Origin of the sequence: Amycolatopsis sp. NPDC049253, from assembly GCF_040678995.1 — a bacterium.
Lineage (GTDB): Bacteria > Actinomycetota > Actinomycetes > Mycobacteriales > Pseudonocardiaceae > Amycolatopsis.
In genome coordinates, this window is record NZ_JBFAQX010000002.1 from 272,380 (window position 1) to 297,598 (window position 25,219).

Consider the following 25,219-nt stretch of genomic DNA (forward strand, 5'->3'; position numbering starts at 1 on the left):
TTCAGACGCGGGTGTGGGCCGAGGCGTTGGACGACCACGGGGCGAGCTTGCGGCGCAGGACCTCCAGGACGATCGTGCCGATCACGCCGACGATCGAGGAGCTGATGATCGAGGCGAGCAGCGGCGCGGTCTGGAACGAGTCGCCGTAGTTCTGGATCAGCCCGCCGAGGCCCTTGAGGCTGATGTCCATCTCGCCGATGATCACACCGATCAGGGCCTTGGCCAGCGCGATGCGCAGACCGGCGAAGATGTAGGGCACGGCGTTGGGCATCGCGACGTGGCGGACCACCGACCACTCCCCCGCCCGGTAGACCTTCGCCATGTCGAGCAGGATCGCCGGGGTGTTGCGGGTGCCTTCGGCGGTGTTGATGATGATCGACCACACCGCGAGCAGGAAGGTGATCGTGACCTCGGAGGTGAACCCGATGCCCGTCCAGATCACCACCAGCGGCGTGAGCGCGATCAACGGCGTGGCCTGGAAGAAGCTGACGTAGGGGTTGAGCACGCGCGACACGGTTTCGCGCCGGCCCATCCACACGCCCACCGCGATGCCGACCACGGCCGAGAGCCCGAAGCCCACCGCGAGCACCTCCATCGCCCGCAGGAAGGCCGCGCCGAGCTCACCGTTGCCGATGATGTCCACGAAGGACGTGGCGACCGCCGACGGCGTGGCCAGCAGGATCGGGTTGACCTGCGCGCCGAAGATCTGCCACACGCCCAGGAACACCACGACCGACGCGACGGGCAGCACCCGGCGGCGGACCTTCGCGTTCCACGGGATCCGGAACTTCCTGGGTGGTGCGGCCGGCGGTCCGGCCCGGTCCGGGGCCGAACTGGCCAAGCTCGTGTCTTCGGTGAGGGACACCGTGACCTCCTCCGGTTGTCAGTTGGAGCCTGGATCCATTCGACATCAAGGTCAAGCAGTCCGGCCGTGAACTGTTCGTTTCGGGGATGACGTACCTGTGCACCGCGTCGCGCGGCGCGGGTTCGTACACTGTGGACACGAGAAGTGCGCACAACGACTGCCACCGGCCGGTTTTGCCCGGCCGACGGGTTCTGTCCTGTGTGGAGCTGTCCTGTGTGGTCAGGCGGCGAGCACACCGGCGCGGCGGCCGAGGTGCACGTAGTGGTCCCAGAGCTTGCCGGGGCGGTGCCCGCCGCGGTCGTAGCTCTCGGCGACCTGCACTATCTCTTCGGGCGTGAGCGGCACCGGGGTGCCGAGCTGGCGCGCGATGAGGAGCGTGCGGGCGTTCTCCTCGAGGTCGAGGCAGTCCATCAGCAGTTCCTGGATGCGGTTCGCGACCACGACCGTGCCGTGCGAGCGCAGCAGGCACGCGCCGGCGTCGCCCAGGGTCTTCGCCACGGCGTCACCCTGCTCGCGCGAGCGGATGTGCGTCGGGTCCGGGTGCACGGCCAAGCCGTCGGGGAACTTGTACGCGAAGTGGCGCATCGGCAGGAACGGGTGGTCGACCATGGTGAAGGTGGTCGACAGCGTGGGGTGGCCGTGGCAGATGAAGTCCACTTCGGGCCGTGCGCGGTAGACGCCGGTGTGGATGGCCGTCTCGGCCGGCGGCGGGAGCTCGCCCTCGACGAGGTTGCCGTCCAGGTCCACGACCAGCAGGTCTTCGGGTCGCAGCGCGGCCCGGCTGGCGTCGCGCGGCTGGATGAAGATGCGGTCGTCGGTGCCCGGCACTCGCGCGGAGAGGTGGCCGCTGTAGTCGAGGACACCCTTGAACACGAGCAGGCTGGTGCAGGTGACGAGATCGGCCCGTACTCGGTCGGCGTCGGCCTGGGAATCGATCATGAAAGCCCTTCCTCTCGGATTGGCGATTGGATCCAGGATAAAGGAAACACTTTCACAGCGGAAGTATCTCCAGGTCGCGAACCGGCCACGGAGTTGCGGCCGGCGCGCAGGGTGGGGCTGTTGTTGCGGGAAGGTTAGGCCTCCGCGCCGCCCGGCGCCATCATCTGAGGTAACGCTTCCGATTTTCCCGATCAGGTCGCGGCGCGACAGTCGGCAACATCGAATGGGTCCCGAGAGCGCACCGCGGCCACCAGGAACACGCACGGTGACCGGCGTGGACCTGGTGGCCGCGAAGTGACCTATGTGGATTTGCGCTCAGGTGGTGCGCGTGAACTCGCCGATCAGCCGGGCCAGCTCGGCAGGCTGATCGAGCGGCAGCAGCGTGTAACTGTCGTCCACTTCGGACAGTTGAGACTTGGGCAGCAGCTCCGCCAGCCGCCGCCCGTGTTCCGGTGGCATCACCCGATCCTCGCTCGCCCACACCACCAGCGCGGGCCGGTCGAACTCCGGCAGGTGCGCCGCGGCTTCGACGAGGATCCCGGGTTCGGCCGCCGCGGCCCGCAGCACGCGGACGGTGTCGCGGCGGACCCCCGGCTCCGTCAGCAGGGGCCGCAGCCACCGGACCACCTCGGCGTCGCCCCGTTTCGTGAGCCACCCGAACGAGATCGGCAAGCGGCGCAAGGCTTTCAGCCGCATCTGCTGCAGGAAAGCGCCGAACAACGCCGGAGACAACCGCCCCGCGAGGAACAGCGTCTTCCCCGTCAGTCCCGGCGGGAAGTTGTCGAACGCGTCGCACGACGCCAGCACCACCCGCCGCAAGCGGCCGGAGTCCCCGGCCATCAGCAGCTGCACGAGCGCCCCGCCCGTGTCGACGCCGGCCAGCGTCACCTCACGAAGATCCAAGCGCGCCAGGAACTCCTCCGCCAGCCGCGCGAGTGCCGGCATCGACAGCTCGGCGTCGGGCCGCATCGCCTTCCGGTGCGCCCCGAGCGGCAAGGTCGGCGCGACACACCGGAACTCCCCCGCGAGGTCGGCGATCGTCTCCGCCCACAGCGACGAGTCCATCAGCAACCCGTGCAGGAACACCAGGACAGGCCCGGCGCCGCCGGTGTCCTCGTACTCGATCGTCCCGGCGGACAGCTCGATCTCGGTCATGCGCCCGCCTCCCCCGCGAACGGACCGCCCCGCTCCCCGAACCCCGCTCGTCGACACCCCATGTGGACCTCCCGGTCGTTCGCCCCACCAGAAGTGAACCACGTGGTTCGCAAACCCGTCCAGTGCGGCCGGCCCGGAGCAGGGCCGGAGCGGCTCAGTCCGCGGCGGCTTCCTCCCGCTGCAGCGCCCGTTCCAGCGCCGCGAAACCCGCGTCGGCGCCGCCGGGATCGTCGCTGGTCAGGCGGTGCACGACGAACCCGCGCAGCGTCGCCAGCACCAGCTCGGCCACCTCGCGTTTGCGCTGCTCGGGCCACTGCTCCGGGCAGAACGAGCCCAGGAGGTCCAGGTACTGCCGCGTCGAGCCGCGGCCGAGGTCGGCGTAGCGCTCGGGGTCGTACATGGTGAGCCCGACGGCCTGGTCGAGCACGCGGCGCAGGCCGGCCTCCTCGTCGCGCAGCGTCTGCCACGCCACGCGCACGCGGCCGGCGAGCGTGCGCTGCTTCGCGCCGCCTGCCATAGCCGCGAGCGCGTTGGCGATCCGGCGCTCGCGCAACGCGAACACGGCCTGGGCGAGCAGGTCCTCCGCGCCGGCGAAGTGGTAGAGCAGCACCTTGTGCGTGGTGCCGGCCGCCCGCGCCGCGCGCCGGAGGGAGAAGTCGACGAGGCCGTTCACGGCGAGGTCGTCTGTCACGCGCGCCAGCAGTTCGCGCCGCCGCGCCTCCCCGCGCGGCGAGCCCGCCGACCGCCGATAGCCCGTCCGTTCCGCCGAGTCCTCGTCCACCCCGACAGCTTCCCCGATGCCCGCGCGGCGCGCAGCGACCGGCCCGTTACTTGGCGAACGCGGTCAGGAACCGGTCCCGGAAGGTGTCCATGCGCCACACCGGCGCATTGGTGGCCGGGCGCATGCCGTCGGTCCAGTTCCACGACGACACCCGGTTCAGCACCGCCGGGTCCTTCGCCACGATCGTGATCGGGACCTGGTGCGTCACGCCGGCCGGCGTCACCACGGGTGGCTGGTGGTCGCCCAGGAACACCAGCACCGTGTTGTCGGTGCCGTAGGTCTGCAAGTAGGACGTCAGCGTCGAGAGCGTGTACTGGATCGCCTTGCCGTACGCGGCGCGGATGGCGTTGGGGTCCTTCCACACCTGCTCCGGGTCCTCCCCCATCGCCGGCTGCGGGTCGAAGATCGAGCCGTCGCCGACCTTGTTCCAGTCCACAAGCGACGGACGCGGCGACCACGGCGCGTGGCTGGACACGAAGTCGACCTCGGCCATCACGGGTTTGCGGTGCTGCGCGGCGAGTTCGGTGCGCTGCAGGAAGGACAGCGTGTACTGGTCGGGCATCGTGGCGTAGGCGTAACCCGGTCCCTGGTAGCCGACGTTGTGGAAGTCGTAGTAGTGCTGGAACCCGTAGTACTTGCCCTCGGGCCACGGCATCGTGTGGGCCGGCACGTCCTGCACCGTCGTCCAGCCCGCCTTGCCGAACGCTCGGGTGAGCGAAAGCCGGTTGCTCGCCAGGAGATCGTTGTAGCGCTGCTGGTTGTCCACCCACGTTCCCGATTGGACGGTCGAGTGCGCGAGCCAGCTGCCGCCGCCGAACGTCGACGAGTCGAGGAACCCGCTCTTCGCCGCGAACCCGGCCGCCTGCAGGCTCTTCGTCTCCTGGTCTAGCTGGGCGTCGATGGCCGGGGCGATGTCGGAGCCCTCGATCGCGAAACGGCCGTAACTCTCCACGAAGGTCAGCAGCACGTCCTTGCCCTTCAGCCCCTGCAACAGCTGGTCACCCGGGGTGTCGGCGAAGGGGTCGGCGGCCATCTGCGCCGCGAAGTCCTGCTTGTCGTTCAGGTCGGTCCCGACCTGCCGGATGTCGTCGAACGCCAGCGCGGCCGCGCTGCGCGACGCGATCGGCTGGCCGGGCGCGAGCTGCACCCCGAACACCGCCGCGACGATCCACACGACCCCGAGCACCGCCACCACACGCGTCGAGCCCGTGCGCCGCCCGGCCGCCAGGCGCGTCAGCCGCATCGTGGCCAGCGTCGTGAACACGACCACCGCCAGGATCAGCAGCACCACACCCACCACGGCGGCGATCGCCCCGGCGCCGCCGACCTCACCGCGCAGGAAGTCGAGCCCCGCGCTCACGAAGCTCCAGTCGAAGATCGGGTCGAACGGGCGCGAGAGCACCTCGTTGAACCCCATGTCCACGAGCTTCAGCACCGTCAGCACGCCGAGCACCGCGCCGACCACACCGGCCAGCACGCGCCGCCACCGCGGCGGCAGCACGAGCGCGAGCGCCGTGACGACCAGCGCCTCCACCGGAATCCGGATGAACGCCGCGGGCGAGAGCTCCCCCAGGTTGTTGGGCGCCACCAGCGCGAACAGCACGAGCAGGCACGCCAGCACCGTCAGCACCACGGCCGTCACGCGCCGCACCCGGCTCCGCTCCGGCGGCGCGGGGTCCGGTTCCTCCACTCCGGACAGCTCGCGGTCGTCGGTGCGCGTGAAGAGTGACACGGGGTTCCTTTCCGCCCGAAACCGGCGCGGCGGCCGGTGCTCCTCTTCGTTACACGGACGGAAACGCCGAGCGGTTCAGCGGGTTGCCCCGGATCACACCGAAGTGAGCCTCTCCCGGCACCGCAGCCCCGGCACGAACACGTGGACCACCGACACCCGGCCGGTGTGGTGCTCGCGCAGGTAGGCCGTCAGGTCGCGCGCGGCGAGGCTGTCCAGGAGCTCGGCCAGCAGCTCCGGCGCCGTGCCGGACAGGTTGTTCTCCCGGAACGGCACGGATTCCGCGGCCTCGGCCAGGGCCGGGCACCGGGCGGCGGGGGTCGCGGCGCGGCGGCGAAGCAGGCCCGTCAACGCGTCGGTCAGGGCGCAGCGCCGGCTGAACGACACGCCGGCGCCCCAGGCGGCGCGGTCGCCGGCCAGGTAGGCGGGCACGCCGAGCTGCGGCGTGAGGTCGGCGACGCGCACGGGCCCGCCCGAAGCGAGCGATGCGGAGGCGAGAAGGGCGGCCAGGTCCGGGGGCAGGCCGGCCGGGTCGAGCAGCGCCGGGCGGGCGCCGGCGAGCATCGACTCGTGGGCGTTGTGGTCGAGCAGCCCGATCAGCGCGCGCACGGTCGCCTCGGCGCCGGTCGTCGCGGCGCCCCACGAGGCGGCGGCCTGGCGGGTGCCGAGCGCGTCGTAGTCCACGACGTCACCCACGGAGTGACGCAGCAAGAGGTGGCCGGCGCGGCCGTAGTCGGTGATCGCGAGCACGGCCGGCACGGCGGCGACCGCGCCGAGGCCGGCGGGCAGCAACTTCCGGTACGCGAGCGTGCCGACGGGCAGCTCGGTGTAGCGGGCCAGGGAGCACACGGTCTCGTCGGCGGCCAGCGGGCCCGTCGCCAGCTCCGGCGCCGGCACCGCGCGCACGTCGGCCGGGCGCAGCCAGGCGGCGCCGCCGAAGCGGCGGGTCAGGGCGTCGAGCACGGCGTCGCGTTCCGCGGTGGCACCCGCGCCGTAGCCCGGCCCGGCCGAGAGCGCCACGCCGTCGCGCAGCAGGTCACAGCGCCACACGGCGGCGATCCCACCCGCCACGGGAGTCAGCTTCGCGGTCAGCCCCAGTTCGGCCACCTCGGCCAAAACGTCGTCCATCTTGTTCGCACCAGCTCGTCGTCCGGGGTCCTGAGAAGGACCCACCTGCCCCCTGCCCGCATCAAACTCGATCACCGCCGGGGAGTCGAGCACTTTCCCGCACGCGTGACCGAACGGCCACCGCCGCGGGGTGCTCTGCGCGGCCACTGAACGACGACTGAACGCGCCCGGAGTAGTTGATCAGTCCACTCGCGCATGCTGGCAACATGAACCAGACCCTGCGGACCGGAACCGTGCGTACCCTGCTCTCGGTCTCCGACGCGCTCACGCGCGCGTGCCTCGAAAGCTACTTCGACGGCCAGCCCGAAGTCGCCGTGGTCGACCGCACGCGCCCGATGGGCGCCGAGGTCTCGCTCGTGGTCACCGACCGGTTCACGCCGCGCACGCGCGACATCCTGGAACGGGTCGCCGCGACGCTCGACATCCCGTCCGTGCTGGTCATCGGCCGGCTCGACGACCTGCCGATCACCGAGCTCGCCCACCACCGCGTGGTCACGATCCTGGACAAGACGACCAGCCGCAGCGAGGCCGTGACGCAGGCCGTGGTCGACGCGGCCGGCGCGCACCCGGCGGACCCGGTCGAGCGGCTGAGCACGCAGGTGCGCCGGCTGACCCACGCGGCGGCCCGGCAGAACCGCCTCGACCGCCGTGAGACCGACATCCTGCGTTTCCTCGCCGACGGGCTGTCGGCCGGCGAAGTGGCGAGCCAGCTGGGTTACAGCGAGCGCACGGTGAAGAACATCATCAGCAAGATGACCGTCCGGCTGGAGCTGCGCAACCGCGCCCACGCCGTGGCCTACGCGATCCGCGAAGGCCTGATCTGACCCCTCACGAGCCGGGCGACGCCACCCGGGGAGCCGGCTCGCCGAGTCGCAGGCGCACGTCGTCGGCGGCGGGCATGCCGAACGCCTCGAGCACGTGCAGCGCCTCGCGCCACGCCTTCTCGGCGCCTTCCGGGTCGCCCGCCTCGCCGAGCGCGTCGCCGAGCGCCACGAGGGAGTCGGACTCGTCGGAGCGGTTCCCCAGTTCGCGGTAGTAGGTCACGGCGCGGCGCCACGCGTCGATCGCCTGGTCGAGGTGCCCGAGCGAGCCGTACGCGGTGGCCAGGGTGCTCCAGCAGTTGCCCTCGCCGTTGCGGTCGCCGATGTCCTCGTACAGCTTCATCGCGCGCAGGATCAGCGGCACGGCCTCGGCGTTGCCGCCCATCTCGCTGAGGCAGCGGCCGATGCCCTCGAGCCCGATGGCCTCGCCCTTCACGTTGCCGCTCGCCCGGTACAGCTCGAAGGCGCGCTCGTGGTGCTCCAGCGCCGCGTTGAACCGGCCCAGCTTGGCGAACACCGTGCCGAAATTGCTGTGCACGTAGGCCTGGTCGGCCGCCAGCCCGAGCTGCTCGAACAGCTCCGCGGTGCGGTTGAGGTGCTCCAGCGCTTCGTCGTAGCGCTCGACGAAGTGGTAGGCACCCGCGAGGCTGCGGTGCACGTTGGCCTGCGCCACCAGGTCGCCCGTGCCGACGGCGACGCGCAACGCGAGCTCCGCCTGCGTGAGCCAGTCGTGGTAGAGCGCGCTGCGCTGGTAGTACGGCTGCAGGCTCAGCACCAGCTTCCACACGTTCCCGGCCAGCCGTGGCACCCCGGCGATCTGCCGGATCAGCAGTGTCAACGCGGGCAGCTCGGCCTCGAACCACTCCATCGCCTCGCCGTAGCCGCGCGCGAGGTCGGCGGTCACACCCGGCTCGAGCACGGGCGGGTCGATCGGGAGCTGGTGCGGGTTCAGCGCGAGGTACGCGCTGTGGGTGCTGCACAGGTAGTGGTTCACCAGCCGCGCGAGGGCGTCGGCCTGTTCGTCGGCCGGGTCGGTCTGCTCACGCAGCTCCATCGCGTACGAGCGCACGAGGTCGTGGGCGAGGTAGCGCCCCGGGCGGTGCTCGCTGAGGTAGCGGATGCGGGTGAGCTCGTCGAGCAGGTCCTGCGCCTGCGACAGGGGCACGCCGGCGAGGCTCGCGGCCGCGGCGGTCGAGAAGTCGGCGCCGCGGTGCAGCGACAGCAGCCGGAACAGCCGCGCCGCACCGGCTTCGAGCACTCGGTAGGACCACGAGAACACCGTGCGCACGTCACCCGCGCTGTCGCCGCGGAATGCCTCCAGCGTGCCCTGCGTGGCCCGCAGCTTCGCGGTGATGTCGGCGAGTGAGAACTGCGGGTGCGTCCGGGCGCGCGCGGCGACGATCGCCAGCGCGAGCGGCAGCCGGCCGCACAGCTCGATGATCTCCTCCACGGCCTCCGGCTCGGCCGCCACCTTCTCCTCGCCGAGCCGGCGCACGAGCGTCTCGCGGGCTTCCGACGACGAAAGCGTGTCGAGTGTCAGCAGGTCGGCGTCCTCGGTGGCGACCAGGGCGCTGAGGCGGTTGCGGCTGGTCACGATCACGGCCGAGCCCGCGCTGCCGGGCAGCAGCGGGCGGACCTGCTCGGAGTCGCGCACGTTGTCGAGCACCACGAGCATCTGCCGCCCGGCGAGCAGGCTGCGGTAGAGGCCGCTGCGCGCGTCGAGACCCGAAGGCGTCTGCGTGGCCTCGATGCCGAGCACGTCGAGGAAACCGCGCAGCGCGTCGGCCGGGTCGACGGTGGCGCCCGTGGGGTCGAAGCCGCGCATGTTGACGTAGAGCTGCCCGTCGGGGAAGCGGTCGGCGACCTGGTGCGCGAGGTGGATGGCCAGCGAGGTCTTGCCGGTGCCGGCCAGCCCGTCGATCACCGCGACGGTGACGCGCCGGCGCTCGGCGGCGCAGTCGAACAACGCGGCGAGCCGGGTGAGCTGGTCGCGGCGGCCGGTGAACGTCGGCAGATCCGGCGGCAGCTGTGCCGGCCGCACCACGGGACGGGCCTGCGGCGCGCGGACCACGGGCACTTCCTCGGACTGCTGCGCCAGCACGTCGTGCTGCACGCGCGTGAGCTCCGCGCCGGGCTCGACGCCGAGCTCGTCGACCAGCCGCTTGCGGATCTCCCGGTACACCTCGAGCGCCGCGGCCCGGCGCCCGACCGAGTCGAGCGCGAGCATGAGCCGGGCGTGCACGGTCTCGTTGAAGGGATCGGCTTTCACGGCCCGCTCCAGATGCTGCAGCAACGGCTGCAGCGGGCGCCCGGCCGCGTGGGCGACGTCGGCGGCCTCGACGACCGTGGCCAGGCCCTCCTGGTCGATGCCGGCCAGCAGCGCGCGGGCGCGCCCGGGCATCATCAGCCCGGCCGCGCACGGGCCGCGCCACAGCGCGAGCGCGGCGTTGAACTCGGCGAGGGCGTCGTCGGCGTTCTCCGCGCGGCGGGCTCGTTGCGCGCGGGTGCGGAACTCGACGAGGTCGGAGGAGGCGGCGTCGACCTGCAGGCCGTAGCCGCCGGGGTGGCGCACGAGCCAGTGGCCGGGCGAACGCGCGGGCAGGTCGGGCTCGACGAGCCGGCGAAGGGCGCCGACGTAGCGCTGGATCACGTTCACCGCGCTGGCCGGCGGCTGGTCCTCCCACAGCAGGCCCACGAGCTCGTCGACCCCGGTCGGCTGTCCGGCGCGCGCGAGCAGCACCGCCAGCAGCAGGTTCTGCGCCGGCGACCCGATCGCGAGCTCGTGGCCACCGCGCCAGGCGCGCAGCGGTCCCAGCAGCTCGAACCGGACGCCGGTGGGGGCACCGGGTTCGCTCACCGGTTCCTCCCTCGCTCACCGGTTGCGGGCACGTCTCCTGTTGAGCGTAGCGCCCGCTACAGCGCGGGTCCGCGAGAGCGCCCTGCGGACAGGACACCAGTCCCGCAGGTAGGACGTGGGACGATCACGGCCAGGTCACCGCCGGGCAAACAGTTCTCCTTGGTACAAAAGCGATTGTGCGTGCGGTTGTACGCCGTGTGTACGACCGCGCCGGAGCCTGGGAGCACTTTCGGCAGCCGCCCCGCGATCGCGGGGAACGGCCCCCAGGACGGAGACCGACAGTGAATCTGAGACGTGTCGCACGAGGACTGCTCGCGGCGCTGGCCGGGGCGACGGCGTTCGCCGCGGCGGCCGTGGTGCCGGGCGCGACCCCCGCCGCGTCGGCCGACGCGGCCAGCACGGTGGTGTACCAGGCCGGCACCGGCGGCTACTCGTGCTTCCGCATCCCCGCCATCGTCAAGGCCAACAACGGCGACCTGCTCGCCTTCGCCGAAGGGCGCAAGAACAGCTGCGCCGACACCGGCGACATCGACCTGGTCATGAAGCGCCAGGCCAAGGGCAGCTCCACGTGGGGCCCGCTGCAGATCGTGATCCAGGGCTTCGGCGACGTGAAGGGCAACCCCACGCCCGTCGTCGTGCCGCCGACCGCGGACGAGCCCGACGGCCGCGTGGTGCTGCTTTCGGTGATGCAGTGCGTCGCCCCGCACGCCGCGTGCGGCCGCGTTCCCCGCGTGAGCGTCAGCAAGGACAACGGCTCGACGTGGGCCGCGCCCCAGGTGCTCACCACGCAGCTCGGCTTCACCGCGGCACCGGGCTGGCTCGCGACCGGTCCGTCGCACGCTTCGGTGCTCACGCGCGGGGCGCACAAGGGCCGTCTGGTCGCCGGTATGAGCTACCAGGTCAACAGCTCCGCGCCCGACACCGGCGCCATCATCTACAGCGACGACCGCGGTTCGACCTGGCACCTCGGCGCCCACGACGCGAGCACGAACAACGCCGCGCTCAACCCGCAGGAGATCAGCCTCACCGAGCTGCCCGACGGCAAGATCTACGCCTCCGCGCGCAACAACGCCGGGACGATGTGTTCCACCGTCGAGCGGGCGTACGCGATCAGCTCCGACGGCGGCCAGACGTTCAGCCAGAAGTTCGTGACCGAGCCGGGCCTGGCGAAGACGCCCGACGTGCAGGGCTCCACGCTCGCGATGAGCGCGACGGACACCGGCGGCGCGTACACGCGGCTGATCTTCGCGGGCCCCTCGGTGTGCGACCACCGGCACGCGCTGCGCATCCGCTCGTCGTTCGACGAGGGCGGCAGCTGGCAGGGTGACACCGACGGGTTCCTGGTGTGGAGCCAGGACGCGGCCTACTCGGACCTCGTCTCGCTCGGCACCGGCTCGGCCGGCGTGCTGTTCGAGGGCGGCCCGCAGGGCAACTCCAGCGCGGCGATCCGCTGGGCGAAGTTCACCGACGCGAACCTGGGCGCGCCCGCGTGCGGCTCGGGCTACGGCGTGATCGACCAGGGCTCGCTCGGCACCGCGGGCACGGTGTACCTGTCCTACAACGCGGCCACCGGCAAGAACTGCGTGAGCACGATGAAGAATTCCGGCGCGGGCACGGCATCGCAGACCACCGCGTACCTGCAGGTGCAGGGCGGCACGAAGCAGACGGACTCCGGGTCGTACTCCTGGTTCGCCGGTCCGGTCACGGCTTCGGCGGCCGGCAAGTGCGTGACCTGGGGCGGCTCGGTCGGCACCACCAAGTTCGACGCGCCACTGGGGCACTGCGGCTGACTTCTCCCGGCCGCGGCCGGGGCTGGGGTTGCGAAAAGGGCTGAGGGTGGTCGTGGTGACCACCCTCAGCCCTGGGCGTTGCTCGGTGTCAGCGCTCTTCGCGGAAGTCCACGTGCCCGCGGACGACCGGGTCGTACTTGCGCAGGACCATCCGGTCCGGGTCGTTGCGGCGGTTCTTGGTCGCCACATACGTGTATCCCGTCCCGGCGGTGGAACGCAGCTTGATCACCGGGCGCAAAACGCTCTTCGCCATCGGTTCTCACCCCTTCCTGCTCGTGGCGGTCACCGGGTTCCTCCGGCTTCCGCAGTGGGTGTAACGGTGGGAGGGGGCGGAAAAGTCCCGGTGTGTGGTGGTCGGGGTCACGTCGGCGGAGGGTGCTGGTGTCCGTCCATTTCGGACGTGTGCGGTGGGGCTTGGGGGGATGCAGTCCTCGCAGGGCGGCTTCTGTTGGGGAGCACCCCGAAGCTTGATTGTGCTGACGGTCGCCGACTCTCTGTCAAGGCGGAAAAGGCGGACACTCCTTTGTTTACCTACTTGTGACTTGAGTGAACCCGGTCCGGCCGTCCTGCCCGTCCCGGCAACGGGACACTTCACATTCACGCACTAGCCGCGAACCCTTTGGTCGGGACAGGTGGGACGCCTCACCCATACCCCGTCCCAGCCGTCCCCGTCAGTCGCTCGAACGCCGTTTTTCGAGACGCGTCTGGCTGGCGTCACGCTGGCCCGGCCGCTTCGAGGGTGACAAGGCGATGGCCAGTCCGGCGTCCCTCTTTCGAGATGCACACTTCAGCCGAACAAGTCTTCGTACTCCTCGGCGCCGGAGAGGCGTCCGAAGCTGTCGAGCTCCTCATCCACGACACCCGTACACCTCCGTCGCCGAGCTCGAGGTCCCGGCTGGCCGGCTTCGGGTGACGACTGTCTACACGCGACAGAACCAGTAGCAGCGGGAGCACCCGAACAACCCGCACAACCGATCGAGCACGCGATGGCCTCTCACCCGCCGAGGAAGTCCGCCTTCCGGATGGTGGCGTGAACGCCCTTGACGACGTCGACGACCTGGGAGATGCGGAAATCGGTGGCGGCCGACAGGTAGGCGTACGCGTTCGGTGCGTCCATGCCGTAGCGAATGCCGAGCAGGGCGATCGCGGCCCGGACGGCGTTCTGCATCGCGACGTCGAGATCCTCGTCGAGGCCGGTGGGGATGAGGAACTCGGCTGTCTCCGCGATCGGGGCCACGAGGTCGCCGAAGTCCCGAACGGCGCTCTCGTGGGGGACCACGTCGAAGCGCACGGTGGCGCGCAGGCTGGCCTCGAGTGCGGTGAGGCTGACCTCGCCGTCGCCCTGGGCGAAGTGGGGGTCTCCCACGTAGGCGAGGGCCTCGTTGACCTGCACCGGGAGGTAGAGGGTGGCGCCGGTGGTGAGCATCCGGATGTCGAGGTTGCCGCCGTGCGGCCCCGGGGGGACGCTGTGGGGTCGTTGGTTGCCGGCCACTGCGACGCCCATGATCCCGAGGAAGGGGGCGAGGTCGAAGCGGGCCGGCCCGATGACCCCCTTCCGGTCGACGACGGGGGTGAAGACGCTGTGCACCTGCTGGTCGCCGAGCGGGTAGGTGTCGGGGAGCGCGCCCTTCGCGTGGCGGTTGCTGACCACGCCGTAGGGCACGCGAGGCAGGGTCTCCTCGACCGTGATCGCCAGCAGGTCGCCGGGCAGCGCGCCGCTGACAGCGACCGGCCGGGACACCACGTGCGGCCCGTCGACGCCGAACGTGTGGTCGGGCTCTCCTGCGGGGCCGCAGGCCGCGAGGGAGATCGCGTCTTCGAGCACCTCGGCGACGCCGTGCGCACCGAAGAACGCCTTCGGGTCGCGCCCCTGGTCCTCGAGGATGCCCTCGTGGCTGATCGTGTCGAACGTGACGCTGGAGCCACTGTCGACCGTGAGCACAGGGCTGTCGGTGGCGCACGGCAGCCGGCCCCACAGGACGTGGTCGAGCGTGCTCGGCAGGTATGCCGCCGCCCGGATCGGCCCCGTGCCGGGCTGCAGCGCCGGCATCGGCTCCCCCGTCACCGCCCTGCGCCTTCCCGCGACTGACCCGACGTCGCTCCGACGGCAGCGGTGGCGAAGTCCACCGATTGGGCCAGGCGCAAGAGATCGTGGTCGCGGCCGGGAGAAGCGACCAGACACACGCCGCACGGCAACCCCTCGCTGGTTCTCAGCGGAATGTTCAAGGCGGGTACGCCCGCTATCGACGCGAGGCAGGTGAGCTGGAGCGTTGCTTGCCGCACAGACTGGATCTCGGCATGCCTGAGCGGAGCCACGGTGGGGGTCGTCGGCAGAATCAGAACCCGGCCGGCGAGGGTCTCTCGGATCTCGGTCCGAGCCGAGGAGACCACCTCGGCCGCCGCGAGGGCTTCCTCGGAAGTGACGGTGCTTGCGTAGGCGAACCGGTCGCGTACGTCGGCGCCGAGATGCTCTTCTCGCCCTTGGATCCAGTCGCCGTGCGACTGCCATGCCTGGAACGCCTGGAGAGTGCGGAAGGCCTCACTCCAGACGTCGAGTGGCGGCCGCCATTCCTCGTCCATCCGAGCGCGGCTCGGCAGGACTGCCAGGACCGCAGCGGCGACGCTGGGCTCCGCCTGATCGATGAGCGCGGTGGCGGCGAAGTAGGTCGTCTCGCCCGTCGCCTGCTCCCGCGTCTGGCTCCTGGTCCGGCGTGGTGGCAGCAGCACGCTGCCGACGCGGGCCAGGGTCTCGGCGTCGCGGGCCAGCCACCCGACGGTGTCGAAGGCGGGTGCCAGCGGCATCATGCCCTCGACCGGGACGGCGCCCTGCGTCGTGCGAAGGCCGTAGAGCCCTTGGTAGGAGGCCGGCACCCGGATCGAGCCGGCGGTGTCCGACCCGAGACCCACGGTCGCGTGTCCCAGGCTGACCGCACTCGCGGGCCCGCTCGTCGAGCCTCCCGCGTGTCGACGCGGCGCCCGGGGGTTGGGCGGGGTGCCGTAGTGGTGGTTGTCGCCCGCGATGGAGTACGCGAACTCGTCGGTCTGTGCGATCCCCTTGAGAGAGGCGCCGGCGTCGAGGAGCCGCTGCACGGCCGGAGCGTTGACCCGCGCCGGCGAGGCCTGGGCGAGCCTGGTGGGGTTGCCCGCCCCGACGGGGAAACCGCGGACTTCGAAGATGTCCTTGATCGCCACCGACTCGCCGGCGAGCGGCCCGTTTTCGCTTCCGTCCGCGCGAACGACCAACGGATTGCCGACGATGCGCCAGATCCTCGTGTCAAGGGCCGGCGCCGGCTGATGGACGTGGGCGACGGTCACCTGCCACGCTCCGTCGATGCGTTGCCACAATTGAGTCTGCTGGCCCTGCCCCCCGCTTTCGAACTCCGTGACGGCCACGACCATCGCATGGCTGTCGTCGATCGGCCGTACGTGGACCCCGACGATGGAGCGGCGTGCGGCACCGCCACGCGCGGCTCGGAATGAGGTGATCTCGTGGTGACCGACCAGCAATCCTGCCGCATCGCCTCGAAGCGTTGCGCTGCCCGGAGCGAAGAGCCGAGCCAAGCCGGCCAGATCGTTGTCCATGAGCGCGTGTTCGTAACTCCAGAACGCCTGCATCAGACCGTCCGGGGGAGGATTGGGGGTGCTGGATATCAACGTTGCCTCTCTTGCTGTTCGATCCCGTGTCGGAGCTCAGCCGATGACCTGGGCGTCAGTGCGGTGACGAGCCCTGCCCTCAGCCGGGAGCGGCTCGCACCGGGTCCGGCCCTCCGATGTCCCGCCGGGACGTGTCGAAGTTGGGTGGTGTCTGGAGTACTGGGCGGAGTCTGGTGAAGGTGAGCCGCCCGCGCTTGAGGCCCCACAAGGGCTCGGCGATGGTGGCGACCGCATCGGCCGCGCTGTCGGCCGGCAGACAGATCAGGTCTGCCGGGGCTCCTTCGACCAGGCTTGCCGCGCTGCCGGGGTCGACCACCCGGGCCGCGCCACTGGTCACCAGCGAGAAGGCCTGTTCGAGGCCCTCCCCTGCCAGGTGGGTGATGTTGGCGTAGAGGTTGGCCATCCGGATCAGCGACCCATCCCCGTAGGGAGTGAAGGCGTTCAGGACGTTGTTGGTGGCCACCGAGCATCGCAAGCCGTTGCCGATGAGGGATTTCACGTCGAGCACTCCGCGGGGCTTGGCGTGACTGAGTGCCCTGCCCATGAGGAACAGGTCGGTGGCCGGCAGCACGGTGAAGGCGAGGTCGGCGTCGACGGCCAGCGCCGTCAGGTCGGCGAAGCGTTGCGGCGTCACGAAACTGAGCTGGGTGACATGCCCCACCGTCACCCTGCCCTGCATCCCGTGCTGGACGGTGCGCCGGCAGACCTCCTCGAGGAGCATGCCGTCGGCGGTCTCGGCGAGGTCGAGATGGAGGTCGATGGGGACGCCGAAGTGCCGCGCCCGCTCGAAGATCCAGTCAAGCTGGCCGAGCGGGTCCACGTCGGCGTACGGCGCACCACCGAGGACGGGGGCACCCTGTTCCAGAGCGGCCTCGATGAGCGCCTTGGTCTCCTCCGACTGGGTGAGACCCTCTTGAGCGAAAACACAGACCTCGACGTCGACGTAGTCGCGCCATTCTTCGGCGACTGCGTTGACGGCACGGAAGGACGTCAACGCGACGACGTCGTCGACCTCGACCTGAGTGCGGACGCGGGTGGTGCCGTGGAGGACGCAGTCGCGAAGCGTCTGCGCTGCCCGCCGGTGGACGTCGCCTTCGGTGAAGCCCTTCTTCAGCTCTGCCGTCTCGGTGATGGCCGAGGCGAGCGTGCCGTCGAAGTGGCGGTAGCGAGCCATCAGCCGGGACTTGTCGAGGTGCAGGTGAGTGTCGACGAAACCAGGTGTCACCAGGTTGCCGCCGGCGTTCAGCGCTGCTCGGCCCGCGAGACCGGGTGCCAGGCGACGCACGACTCCCCGGGAGATCCCGATGTCGATCGGGGCCTCGCCGGACGCGACGCGGGCGGACTTGATGACAAGGTCGTAGACGGTGTTCTTGATCGCGTCGTGGTCTTCGTGACGGCTCATGTTTTCCCAGGGCTCTCAGGATGTCTCGGCGGCGGGAAGCGACTCCGCGCGGTGGCTGTAGCGGATGCGGGCGAATCGGTGCCTCAGACCGGTGAGGGACTCGCCGCGGCTGAAAGCGTCGAAGCCGACCGCAGCGACGATGACGCAGCCCTGGACGATGGATTGCCAGTAGGCGTTGATGCTTGCCTGGTTGAAGAAGTTCTGGAGCACGGCCAGGATCGCCACGCCGGTGAGGGCTTGCCAGACTCGGCCCTGTCCGCCGATGAGGGAGACGCCGCCGATCAGTGCGGCGGCGATGACCTGCAGCTCGATGCCGGAGCCGATGTTGGCCTGTCCTGAGCCGACCCGGCCGACGTAGAGAATGCCGGCTACTCCTGCGGTCAGGCCGGTGATGACGTAGGTCAGCGTGCGGGTGAGGTCGGTCCGGATCCCGGAGATGTAGCTGGCGGTGTTGTTGCCTCCGGCGGCGTAGAGGTCTTGGCCGTAGGTGCTGAAGGTGAGAACGATCGTTGCCACGAGGGTGAAGCCGGCCAGGACGAGGGCGCTGACGGGGAACAAGCCGCCGATGCGGCCGGAGCCGAGGTCGGCGATGAGCCCGGCGTGGACGGAGTACGTCGCTCCGCCGGAGTAGAGCAAGGCTGCGCCGCCGACGATCTGTGAGCTGCCGAGGGTGGCGATCAGGGGGTTGATGGCGAGCTTGGTGACCATGAGGCCGTTGGCCAGCCCGACGACCCCGGCGATCGCGAGGGTGATGATGATGGCGAGGAGTGGCGGGTTGTGGAGGGCGAGCGCGGAGCTGACCGTCGCTGCGAGCGCGTAGGTGGCGCCGACCGAGAGGTCGAAGCCGCCGCTGATGAGGCAGAAAGTCATGCCGAGCGCCATGACGGCTAAGGGCGTCCATTGGTCGCTGATGTTGACCAGATTGCCGGCGGTCAGGAAGCTGCTTTGCCCGCCGGCGATCACGACCATCACAACGAGGGCGAGGACGATGCCATAGCGGCGGCCGGCCAAGCGGATGGTGTTCAGGTAGTTCACGAGGCTCCCTCCTTTACGGCGATGGGGGTGGGTTCGAGCAGCATGGCTGCGTACACCTGGTCGCGGCCCTGGGCTCCGGCGGCGGTCGCGACAATCCGGCCGTGTCGCATGACCAGGACGCGGTCGCAGAAACCGAGGAGGTCATCGGTCTCCTCCGAAGCGATCAGGACCGCCGTGCCCTCCGCGACGGCGCCTTCGACGACACGGAAGATCTCATCTTTGGCGCCGACGTCGATGCCCCGCATGGGCTCATCGACGAGCAGGACACGTGGGCGGGCGTGGAGAAGCTTGGCGAGAACGACCTTCTGCTGGTTCCCGCCGGACAGGGTGCCGGCCGCTGCTTTCAGACGGTGAGCGGGGAGGCTGACCGCGGCACCGCGGTCGGCCGCCGCATCGAAGGCGGGCTTGCGCCTGATGAGGCCGCACCGTGCGGGCCGTGCGATGGTGCTGACAGTCATGTTGGTCCAGGACAGTTGACGTAGGATCAGGCCTTGGGTGCGCCGGTCTTCGGGTGCGAGAGCGATTCCTCGGGTGAGCGCCTGGCGTGGAGTGCTGGGCCAGGCCGTGCCACGCCCGTCCACGAGCATCTCCCCGCCGAGGACAGGCTCCAGTCCTGCGATGGTTCGCAGCAGACGGGTGCGTCCGGATCCCACCAGCCCGACCAGGCCCACGACCTCGCCGGGGCGGATGCAGAGGTGGTCGATGCGCAGCCGCCCGGGTGTCACGATGTTGCACAACTCCAACGCGGGAGCGGCTTTGTCCCTGTCCGGGAGGCGCGGGCGGTTGCGAGTCACCGCGCTGACTGAGCGACCCACCATGGCTGTGGTCAACGAGCCCATGGTGAAGGTCGATGCCTCGCCGTGGGCCACGACCGCGCCGGCCCGCAGGACGGTGATCTCGTCGCCGAGCTCGAGCACCTCCTCGAGGTGGTGGCTGATGAGCAGCACCGCGGTGCCCCGGGAACGAAGCAGCCTGATGATGGCGTGGAGCTTGAGGCGCTCCTCGGCGCCGAGCGCGGCGGTGGGCTCGTCGAGGACCAGCACACGGGACTCGTGCCGGAGCGCGCGAATGATCTCGATCTGCTGCTGCACGGCGACCGGCATGCCCAAGCTGGCGCCGGTGGTGGGCACGTCCAGCCCCAGCTCGGTGCACACCTGGGTGAAGGCCGACACCATCCTGCGCCGTCTGCGGATGCCCAGGACGTGCATCTGCTGGCCCAGGAAGACGTTGGCCACCGGGTCCAGACCGGGGACGAGGCTGGGCTCTTGGTGCACAGCGGCGATGCCGAGCTTCCTGGCATGGTGAGGACCGTGCAGGTGCACCTGGTGTTCGTCGAGGATGAGCGAGCCGGCGTCGGGTTTGACCACGCCGGTGAGCATCTTGAGCAGCGTCGACTTCCCCGCACCGTTGGCGCCGACAAGACCGTGCACCGTCCCGGCGCGCAGTGTGAGTGTCACGCCGTCGACAGCCTTGATTCCCGGGTAGGCCTTGTGCAGGCCCACCGCAGCCAGCACCTCGGGCCCCGGAGCGCGTGCGCTCCCGTCCCGGACGTGCTCCACGCCCGGGACAGCACCCAGATCGGGACGGGCGATGCTCATCCCACGCTCCAGGTCGACGTGAAGCCGGCGGCGTTGGCCTTGGTGATGACCGGGTCTCCACCGTGGAACATCGGGTCCTTGAGGACGTTGTAGACCTTCGTCGTGGGGTCGAAGCCGGGGACGGTGATCTTCTCGCCTTGCATGGTCTGGATGGCGGCTTGCAGTGCCCGGGTGGCTTCCTCCACGGGCAGGCCGGCGACGTCGGCGTAGACCTGTCCCGCCTTCACCATGTCGACCACGTTGGCGGCTCCGGCGAGCGAGACGACCTTGATGTTCCCCAGCTTTCCGGTGTCGACGAGCCACTTCATCGAGGGTGTGGCGGTGTTGTCGTCGCCGAAGACGATCCCGTTGACGTCGGGGTGGGCCTGCATGATGTCCTGGGTGGCCGCGAGGCCGGTGGCCCCGTCCCAATTGCCCGGGACGGTGGCGACCAGGTCGAGGCTGGGATACTTCTTGAGCTCGTCGAGGAAGTTCTGGGTGGTCAGCTGGACGATCGAGCTGCTGGCTGGCCCCGGGAGATAGGCGACCTTGCCGCCGTTCGGGAGCGCCTTGTGCATGTAGCCGGCGAAGAGCCGGCCAGTCTCGGACTCCAGGCGGCCGAAGAATCCGATGGTGCCGGGCGAGTACAGATCCTGCACGTGGCCGCAGATCGGCGTGTTGTAGATGGAGACGATCAGATGCTGGGCGGCGTCGGTCAGCGCTCTGCACACCGACTGTCCGTCGATGGCCTCGACGACCAAGGCCTTGTACTTGCCGCTTGAGACGGCGTCCTGGATCTGAGTCAGTTGTTTGCCCGAGTCGAAGTCGGCGCTGAAGACGTCCATCTTCACGCCGTCCTTCGCAGCCAGTGCCTTGGCCGCGTTCGTCGCCGACTGGAGGTAGGAGTTTCCGAGGCCATCGGTGAAGAAGGCCACGGCACCAATCGAGGAGCCACCGCTCGCACCAGAGTCCGAAGAGCCCGCAGAGCTCGACGACCCGCAGGCCGCGAGGCTTACCGCGGCGAGCGATCCGATGATCGCCGCAGCGATCAGGCGGGAACGAGCTCGAGTCACCGGTCGACTTTTCGGTGGGGTGATTGTCGGCATGGCTGAGAGACCTTTCGCTCGCTGAGGAGTCGCGCCACGACGGTGCGGATGGCGCTCAGAGGTGCGCGCCGGCGCTTGTTGAGCCGCACCTTTGTGTTCGGGGAGGTGTGTCGGGCGTGCGCCGATCATCGGCGCCGTCGGCGCAAGCCCCTATCGGTGGCTCACAGGGCGGTGTATCCGCCATCGACGGCGAACGCGGTGCCTGTGACGTAGGAGGCGCCCGGCGATGACAGGAAGAGGACCGCCTCGGCGATCTCTTCGGGCTTGCCCAGCCGGCCCATCGGCGTACGGGCTGCCACCTGGTCGGCGTTGTCCTTTCCGGACTGTTCCATGATCACGGTGTCGATTCCGCCGGGGTGGACCGAGTTGACGCGGATGGCGTCGCGTACGTGTGCCATTGCGGCGTGCTTGGTCAACATCGTGACGCCGCCCTTGCTGGCGTGGTAGGCCGCGCCACCCTCGGCACCGACGAGCCCCCAGATCGAGGAAGTGTTGACGATCGAGCCACCGCCGTTGGCGATCATCGCCGGGATGACGGCACGCATTCCGAGGAACACACTCGTCAGGTTCGCGGCGATGGTGCGGCTCCAGCCCGGCATGTCCTCCTCCGTGATCGGCGTGCCGTTGAAGACGCCCGCGTTGTTGAAGAGCACGGTCGGCTCGCCGTAGGTCGACCGGCAGGCCTGGAGAGTCTCCTGCCACGCGGCCTCGGCGGTGACGTCGTGGACCACGAAGCTGACTTCGAGGCCGCAGCCGGTGAGTTCGGCGGCCGTCTGCTTTCCGACCTCACCGAGCAGGTCGGTCATCAGCACCTTGGCGCCCTCCTCTGCGAGCCGGCGGGCCGTGGCCGCGCCGATGCCGTCGGGGTGCGCGGTCCCGGTGACGATGGCGACCGCACCGGTCATGCGACCGGTCACGCCACGCTCCCGATGATGTGGTTGATCCGGAACACGTTGCCCTCCGGATCGGTCAGCACGGCCTGGTACCAGCCGTAGGAGGTCTCGTAGGGCTCCTTGACCAGGGTGGCACCCGCGGCGACGGCGGAGTCGATCAGCGTGTGGACCTCGTCGTGAGAGCCGGTCTCGAAGTTGAGCAGGAAGCCGGCGCCCTGGGTATCGTGCGGGTGCTCCAAGTGAAGCAGGTCGTACACCTCCGGGGCGAGGAACCCCAGGCCGCTCGCGCCTGTGGAGAAGCCGCGGAAGACCTCGTTGCGCATCTGTTCGACCTCACTCAGGCCGAACAGTTCGGCATAGAACCTGGGCAGGTCCTCAAGGTTCTTGGCGAAGACGTTGACCCAGTTCAGGACGCCGGCGGTCGTGGCGGTGGTCACGCGATCTCCTCCTCGTCGATCTGCTGCTGAGCGAACTTGGCGGCGAGGTACTCACCGTTCTTGATCGGGGCGTACTTCGCCGGCCGGTCCGGGCCCTGGCAGGTGGGGATGCACTCGATGACCGCGTCGTAGTTGGGCTGGAAGAACATGACGATCGAGATGCGCGTGTTGGTGGGAACAACGGTGTGCTCGGGGTTGACGACGCGGTGCATGGTGGAGACCCAGGTGTCGTTGGTCCACCGCGCAAGGGAATCGCCGATGTTGACCACCAAGGAGTCCGGGATGACCGGAACATCGACCCACTCACCGGCTTTGTTGAGCACCTGCAGGCCTCCGGAGTCGACCGCTTCCTGCCACAGGACCGTGAACGCGGTGTAGTCGGTGTGCTGGCCCACCCGCATCTGTCCCGGCAGCGGCGGCTCCTCCTGAGCGGGGTAGTAGTTGACGCGCATGATGCTGGTGTGCTTGTCGATCTTCGGGAGGAAGTAGTCGGGCTCGAGGTCGAGCGCCATCGCGAAGACCTGGCTGAGCATCTGAGCGGTACCCGTCATGGTGTCGAACATGTCGGTCAGGACCGGCTTCATCGCGCCCGGCGTCTCCGGCCACACGTTCGGAGCGAACGTCGCACCACCGGCCTCGTGGTAAGCGTCGGCAGGCACATCGGACGGCCCGACGTCGAAGAGCTCCTTGATGTCCGGCGGAGCGGCCATGTTGTCGAGCTGCGCCAGCGACTCCACGCCGCGCCCGATGTAGCCACGGATGTGCGAGGGGTCGGGCCGGCCGGCCACGGCCTTGGCGGACACGTCCTGGGAGAAGAACTCCAGGCTCGTCTCGTAGGCGGTTTTGATCTTCTCCGGGGCCACGCCGTGCCCCGTGATGACCAGGAAACCGATGTCCCGGCAGGCCCGCCCGACCTCGTCGGCGATGCGCCGGCGGGTGGCCTCGTCTCCATCGCGGAATCCGCTGAGATCGATCAGGGGAACGTCAAGAAGCGTCATTGTGCTCACTCACTTTCTGGCTGGCTGGATACGTGGCTCGGATATCTGGTACTCAGCGGTCGTTCTGGGAGCGAACGAACATCTCCAGGAGATGTTCCCCGGACGTGGTGGTCGGGTACTTGGGCGTCGCGCCCTCGGGCAGGCAGCTGGGGATGCACTCGATCACTGCGTCGTAGTTGGGGTTGTGGAAGAAGATCAGCGACTGCCGCCGGCTCGTCGAGGCCTGCTCAGCCGGGGGGTTGACGACGCGGTGGAGGGTGGAGACCCACTCGTCGTTGGTCCAACGGGCCATGAGGTCGCCGATGTTGACGATGAAGCAGCCCGGGAGAATGGGGACATCGCGCCACTCCCCTTCGGCGTTGCGGACCTGAAGCCCGCCGGGGGCGTCCTCGGTGGCCAGGATGGTCAGGCTGCCCCAGTCGGTGTGGGCGCCGGCCCGGATCTGGCCGGGCTCTGCCGGCTTGTCGGTCGCGGGGTAGTTGCGGACCCGGAGCCTGCTGATGTGGCGGTCGAGCTTGTCCTCAAAGTACGACTCGTCCTCGCCCAGGGCCAGCGCGAAGGCTCGCATCAGCTCGTCCGCCAGCTCCGACATCGCCCCGTAGTACTCGGTCCAGATCTTCTGGAACTCCACCGGCTCATCAGGCCAGAGGTTGGGGGCGAAGTGCTTGCCCGCCGCCGGCGCGAACGCGTAGTCGTCAGGTGGGGAGTCGATCGGCCCGATCTGCATGCTTTCGTTCAAGTCGCCGGCTTTGGCGTTGAGGTCGCGAGAGCGGCCGATGGACTCACCCGCCACGCCCAGGTAGCCGCGCAGGACGCCGGGCTGCGGCTTGGCCACGCTCAGCTTCTTCTCAGCCGGGAGGTCGAAGAACTGGCGTGAGATCGCCCTGGTGCGCTCGATGAGCGCAGGGTCGACGCCGTGTCCGTTGATCACGAGGAAGCCGATGTCGCGGCACGCGCGGTCGACCTCCCGGGCAACCTTTGCGCGCGCCTTGGCATCGCCGGTGAGGAACGGGTGCATGTCGATGACGGGAACGTCAAGCAGCTTCATGTCGGGAGGCTCCTGCCTGGGTGAGCTGGGGGGCCGGCGGAGTTGTGCGCAGCGCACGCTGTCGCGGGGATCCTGACCCGGGGCGGAATGTTCCTGTGAGGAACAGTGGCGAGCGGTTATTACCGGCTTCGCATGTTCGTGTTTCGCGTTGGTGAACTGTTCCCGTGGGGAACATTGGTTGCATGGTCGACGACGAACCGGTGAGCGTCCGCCGATATGATCGGGACGACGGGTTCGCATGAAGGAGAGCAGGAGCAGATGGATCAGGGACGCAGTGACCGGATGCTCGGCGCCCTGGGCGCAGGGATCCGGGAGCGTCGGCAGTCGCTCGGGCTGACCCTGAAGGATGTCGAGGGAGCCACCGGGCTCTCGCATCCGTTTCTGAGCAAGATCGAGCGGGGCCTGTCGCGCCCGAGCATGCGCACGCTGACGCTGATCGCGGACGTGCTCGACACCACGGCCCACGCCCTGGTCGCGTTGAGCAGCGCGGAAGACTTCGGCGGAGTCCAACGACGCTCAGCTCTGGAGGTCGAGCACAGCACCGGCATGGCTCGCTTCCTCGTCCGCGGAGCCTGGCCCTTCCTGCCAGTCGAGTACCGCTCAGGGCCCAGCGAGTTCGAGGAGTACTACACACATGCCGCCCGCGAGATGATCTACGTCGCCACGGGGCGGTGCGAGATGGAGGTCGAGGGCCACGGCATCTTCAAGCTGGGTGCCGGCGAGAGCCTGTTCTACGGCGGCCACGTCAAGCACCGATGGCGGCAGCTCAACAAGGGCTCGCTTCGTGTGCTTCTCATTCAAGAAAGCCTTGAAGCGACGGCGACTCTCGGGCCAGACCAGCCAGAACGCAGCCGGCCGCCCAGATAGCCCCGATCCATCCAGACGGCGGCTTTCATCGCTCGTGGACAGGTCGCGAACTCGAACCGTCCCCTGTCGGACCCAGGTCTGGGGCGCGCGTCCGAACAACAGCACGTGCAGGCCCGAGTACGTGCGACGATGGACGC

21 protein-coding genes are annotated in these 25,219 nt (G+C 69.7%); 3 read left to right on the top strand and 18 right to left on the bottom strand.

What is annotated here, in order from left to right:
• Position 1 precedes the first annotated feature (1 nt).
• From AB0K15_RS05550 to AB0K15_RS05575, 6 genes are all read right to left on the bottom strand, one after another.
• Positions 2–865 carry an ABC transporter permease gene (locus tag AB0K15_RS05550; protein ID WP_364045902.1) on the bottom strand — a complete coding sequence of 288 codons (864 nt, stop codon included), beginning with the start codon at positions 863–865 and terminating at the stop codon, positions 2–4.
• A 219-nt stretch (positions 866–1,084) separates the two neighbouring features.
• The gene (locus AB0K15_RS05555; RefSeq protein ID WP_364045904.1) at positions 1,085–1,804 is read right to left on the bottom strand and encodes a class II aldolase/adducin family protein; all 720 of its coding nucleotides are present in this window, start codon (positions 1,802–1,804) and stop codon (positions 1,085–1,087) included.
• 315 nt (positions 1,805–2,119) lie between these two features.
• Complete coding sequence (locus AB0K15_RS05560) at positions 2,120–2,959, bottom strand: alpha/beta hydrolase (protein ID WP_364045906.1); 840 nt, start codon at positions 2,957–2,959, stop codon at positions 2,120–2,122.
• A gap of 154 nt (positions 2,960–3,113) precedes the next feature.
• Positions 3,114–3,740 carry a TetR/AcrR family transcriptional regulator gene (locus AB0K15_RS05565; protein ID WP_364045908.1) on the bottom strand — a complete coding sequence of 209 codons (627 nt, stop codon included), beginning with the start codon at positions 3,738–3,740 and terminating at the stop codon, positions 3,114–3,116.
• A gap of 46 nt (positions 3,741–3,786) precedes the next feature.
• Positions 3,787–5,472, bottom strand: a complete 1,686-nt coding sequence (locus tag AB0K15_RS05570) for a sulfatase-like hydrolase/transferase (protein WP_364045910.1) — start codon at positions 5,470–5,472, stop codon at positions 3,787–3,789.
• 93 nt (positions 5,473–5,565) lie between these two features.
• Positions 5,566–6,597: a hypothetical protein gene (locus AB0K15_RS05575; RefSeq protein WP_364045912.1), complete on the bottom strand. Its 1,032-nt coding sequence runs from the start codon at positions 6,595–6,597 to the stop codon at positions 5,566–5,568.
• 206 nt (positions 6,598–6,803) lie between these two features.
• Between AB0K15_RS05575 and AB0K15_RS05580 the strand changes: the two genes are divergently transcribed.
• Positions 6,804–7,421 carry a LuxR C-terminal-related transcriptional regulator gene (locus AB0K15_RS05580; protein ID WP_364045914.1) on the top strand — a complete coding sequence of 206 codons (618 nt, stop codon included), beginning with the start codon at positions 6,804–6,806 and terminating at the stop codon, positions 7,419–7,421.
• 4 nt (positions 7,422–7,425) lie between these two features.
• On the opposite strand, the gene AB0K15_RS05585 is transcribed toward AB0K15_RS05580, so the two are convergent.
• On the bottom strand, positions 7,426–10,275 hold the full coding sequence (locus AB0K15_RS05585; RefSeq protein WP_364045916.1) for a BTAD domain-containing putative transcriptional regulator: 2,850 nt from the start codon (positions 10,273–10,275) through the stop codon (positions 7,426–7,428).
• A gap of 281 nt (positions 10,276–10,556) precedes the next feature.
• Between AB0K15_RS05585 and AB0K15_RS05590 the strand changes: the two genes are divergently transcribed.
• Positions 10,557–12,065, top strand: a complete 1,509-nt coding sequence (locus AB0K15_RS05590) for a sialidase family protein (protein ID WP_364045918.1) — start codon at positions 10,557–10,559, stop codon at positions 12,063–12,065.
• Between the two features lie 88 nt (positions 12,066–12,153).
• Here the strand turns inward: AB0K15_RS05590 and rpmG are convergent, their stop codons facing one another.
• From rpmG to AB0K15_RS05645, 11 genes are all read right to left on the bottom strand, one after another.
• Positions 12,154–12,318 (bottom strand): 50S ribosomal protein L33, encoded by a 165-nt coding sequence (gene rpmG / locus AB0K15_RS05595; RefSeq protein WP_364045920.1) that lies wholly within the window; start codon positions 12,316–12,318, stop codon positions 12,154–12,156.
• Positions 12,319–13,059: 741 nt separating this feature from the next.
• On the bottom strand, positions 13,060–14,130 hold the full coding sequence (locus tag AB0K15_RS05600) for an acetamidase/formamidase family protein (RefSeq protein ID WP_364045922.1): 1,071 nt from the start codon (positions 14,128–14,130) through the stop codon (positions 13,060–13,062).
• Complete coding sequence (locus tag AB0K15_RS05605) at positions 14,127–15,680, bottom strand: amidase (RefSeq protein ID WP_364045924.1); 1,554 nt, start codon at positions 15,678–15,680, stop codon at positions 14,127–14,129. Before AB0K15_RS05605 ends, AB0K15_RS05600 begins: the two co-directional genes overlap by 4 nt.
• 118 nt (positions 15,681–15,798) lie before the next feature.
• Positions 15,799–17,121: an amidohydrolase family protein gene (locus tag AB0K15_RS05610; RefSeq protein ID WP_364045926.1), complete on the bottom strand. Its 1,323-nt coding sequence runs from the start codon at positions 17,119–17,121 to the stop codon at positions 15,799–15,801.
• Between the two features lie 15 nt (positions 17,122–17,136).
• Entirely contained in the window at positions 17,137–18,156 is a 1,020-nt protein-coding gene (locus AB0K15_RS05615) for an ABC transporter permease (protein ID WP_364045928.1), read from the bottom strand.
• The gene (locus AB0K15_RS05620) at positions 18,153–19,754 is read right to left on the bottom strand and encodes a sugar ABC transporter ATP-binding protein (protein ID WP_364045930.1); all 1,602 of its coding nucleotides are present in this window, start codon (positions 19,752–19,754) and stop codon (positions 18,153–18,155) included. Before AB0K15_RS05620 ends, AB0K15_RS05615 begins: the two co-directional genes overlap by 4 nt.
• On the bottom strand, positions 19,751–20,839 hold the full coding sequence (locus AB0K15_RS05625; RefSeq protein WP_364045932.1) for a sugar ABC transporter substrate-binding protein: 1,089 nt from the start codon (positions 20,837–20,839) through the stop codon (positions 19,751–19,753). Before AB0K15_RS05625 ends, AB0K15_RS05620 begins: the two co-directional genes overlap by 4 nt.
• Positions 20,840–21,000: 161 nt before the next feature.
• The gene (locus AB0K15_RS05630) at positions 21,001–21,756 is read right to left on the bottom strand and encodes an SDR family oxidoreductase (protein WP_364045934.1); all 756 of its coding nucleotides are present in this window, start codon (positions 21,754–21,756) and stop codon (positions 21,001–21,003) included.
• Positions 21,753–22,169, bottom strand: coding sequence for a VOC family protein (locus AB0K15_RS05635; protein ID WP_364045936.1), 417 nt, complete (start codon positions 22,167–22,169; stop codon positions 21,753–21,755). Before AB0K15_RS05635 ends, AB0K15_RS05630 begins: the two co-directional genes overlap by 4 nt.
• Positions 22,166–23,167, bottom strand: coding sequence for a 2-oxoglutarate and iron-dependent oxygenase domain-containing protein (locus AB0K15_RS05640; RefSeq protein WP_364045938.1), 1,002 nt, complete (start codon positions 23,165–23,167; stop codon positions 22,166–22,168). Before AB0K15_RS05640 ends, AB0K15_RS05635 begins: the two co-directional genes overlap by 4 nt.
• A gap of 52 nt (positions 23,168–23,219) precedes the next feature.
• Positions 23,220–24,215 (bottom strand): 2-oxoglutarate and iron-dependent oxygenase domain-containing protein, encoded by a 996-nt coding sequence (locus AB0K15_RS05645; RefSeq protein WP_364045940.1) that lies wholly within the window; start codon positions 24,213–24,215, stop codon positions 23,220–23,222.
• Positions 24,216–24,473: 258 nt separating this feature from the next.
• Here AB0K15_RS05645 and AB0K15_RS05650 point away from each other — a divergent pair, with 258 nt between their 5' ends.
• Complete coding sequence (locus tag AB0K15_RS05650; protein WP_364045942.1) at positions 24,474–25,082, top strand: XRE family transcriptional regulator; 609 nt, start codon at positions 24,474–24,476, stop codon at positions 25,080–25,082.
• The last annotated feature ends 137 nt before the right edge of the window (positions 25,083–25,219 follow it).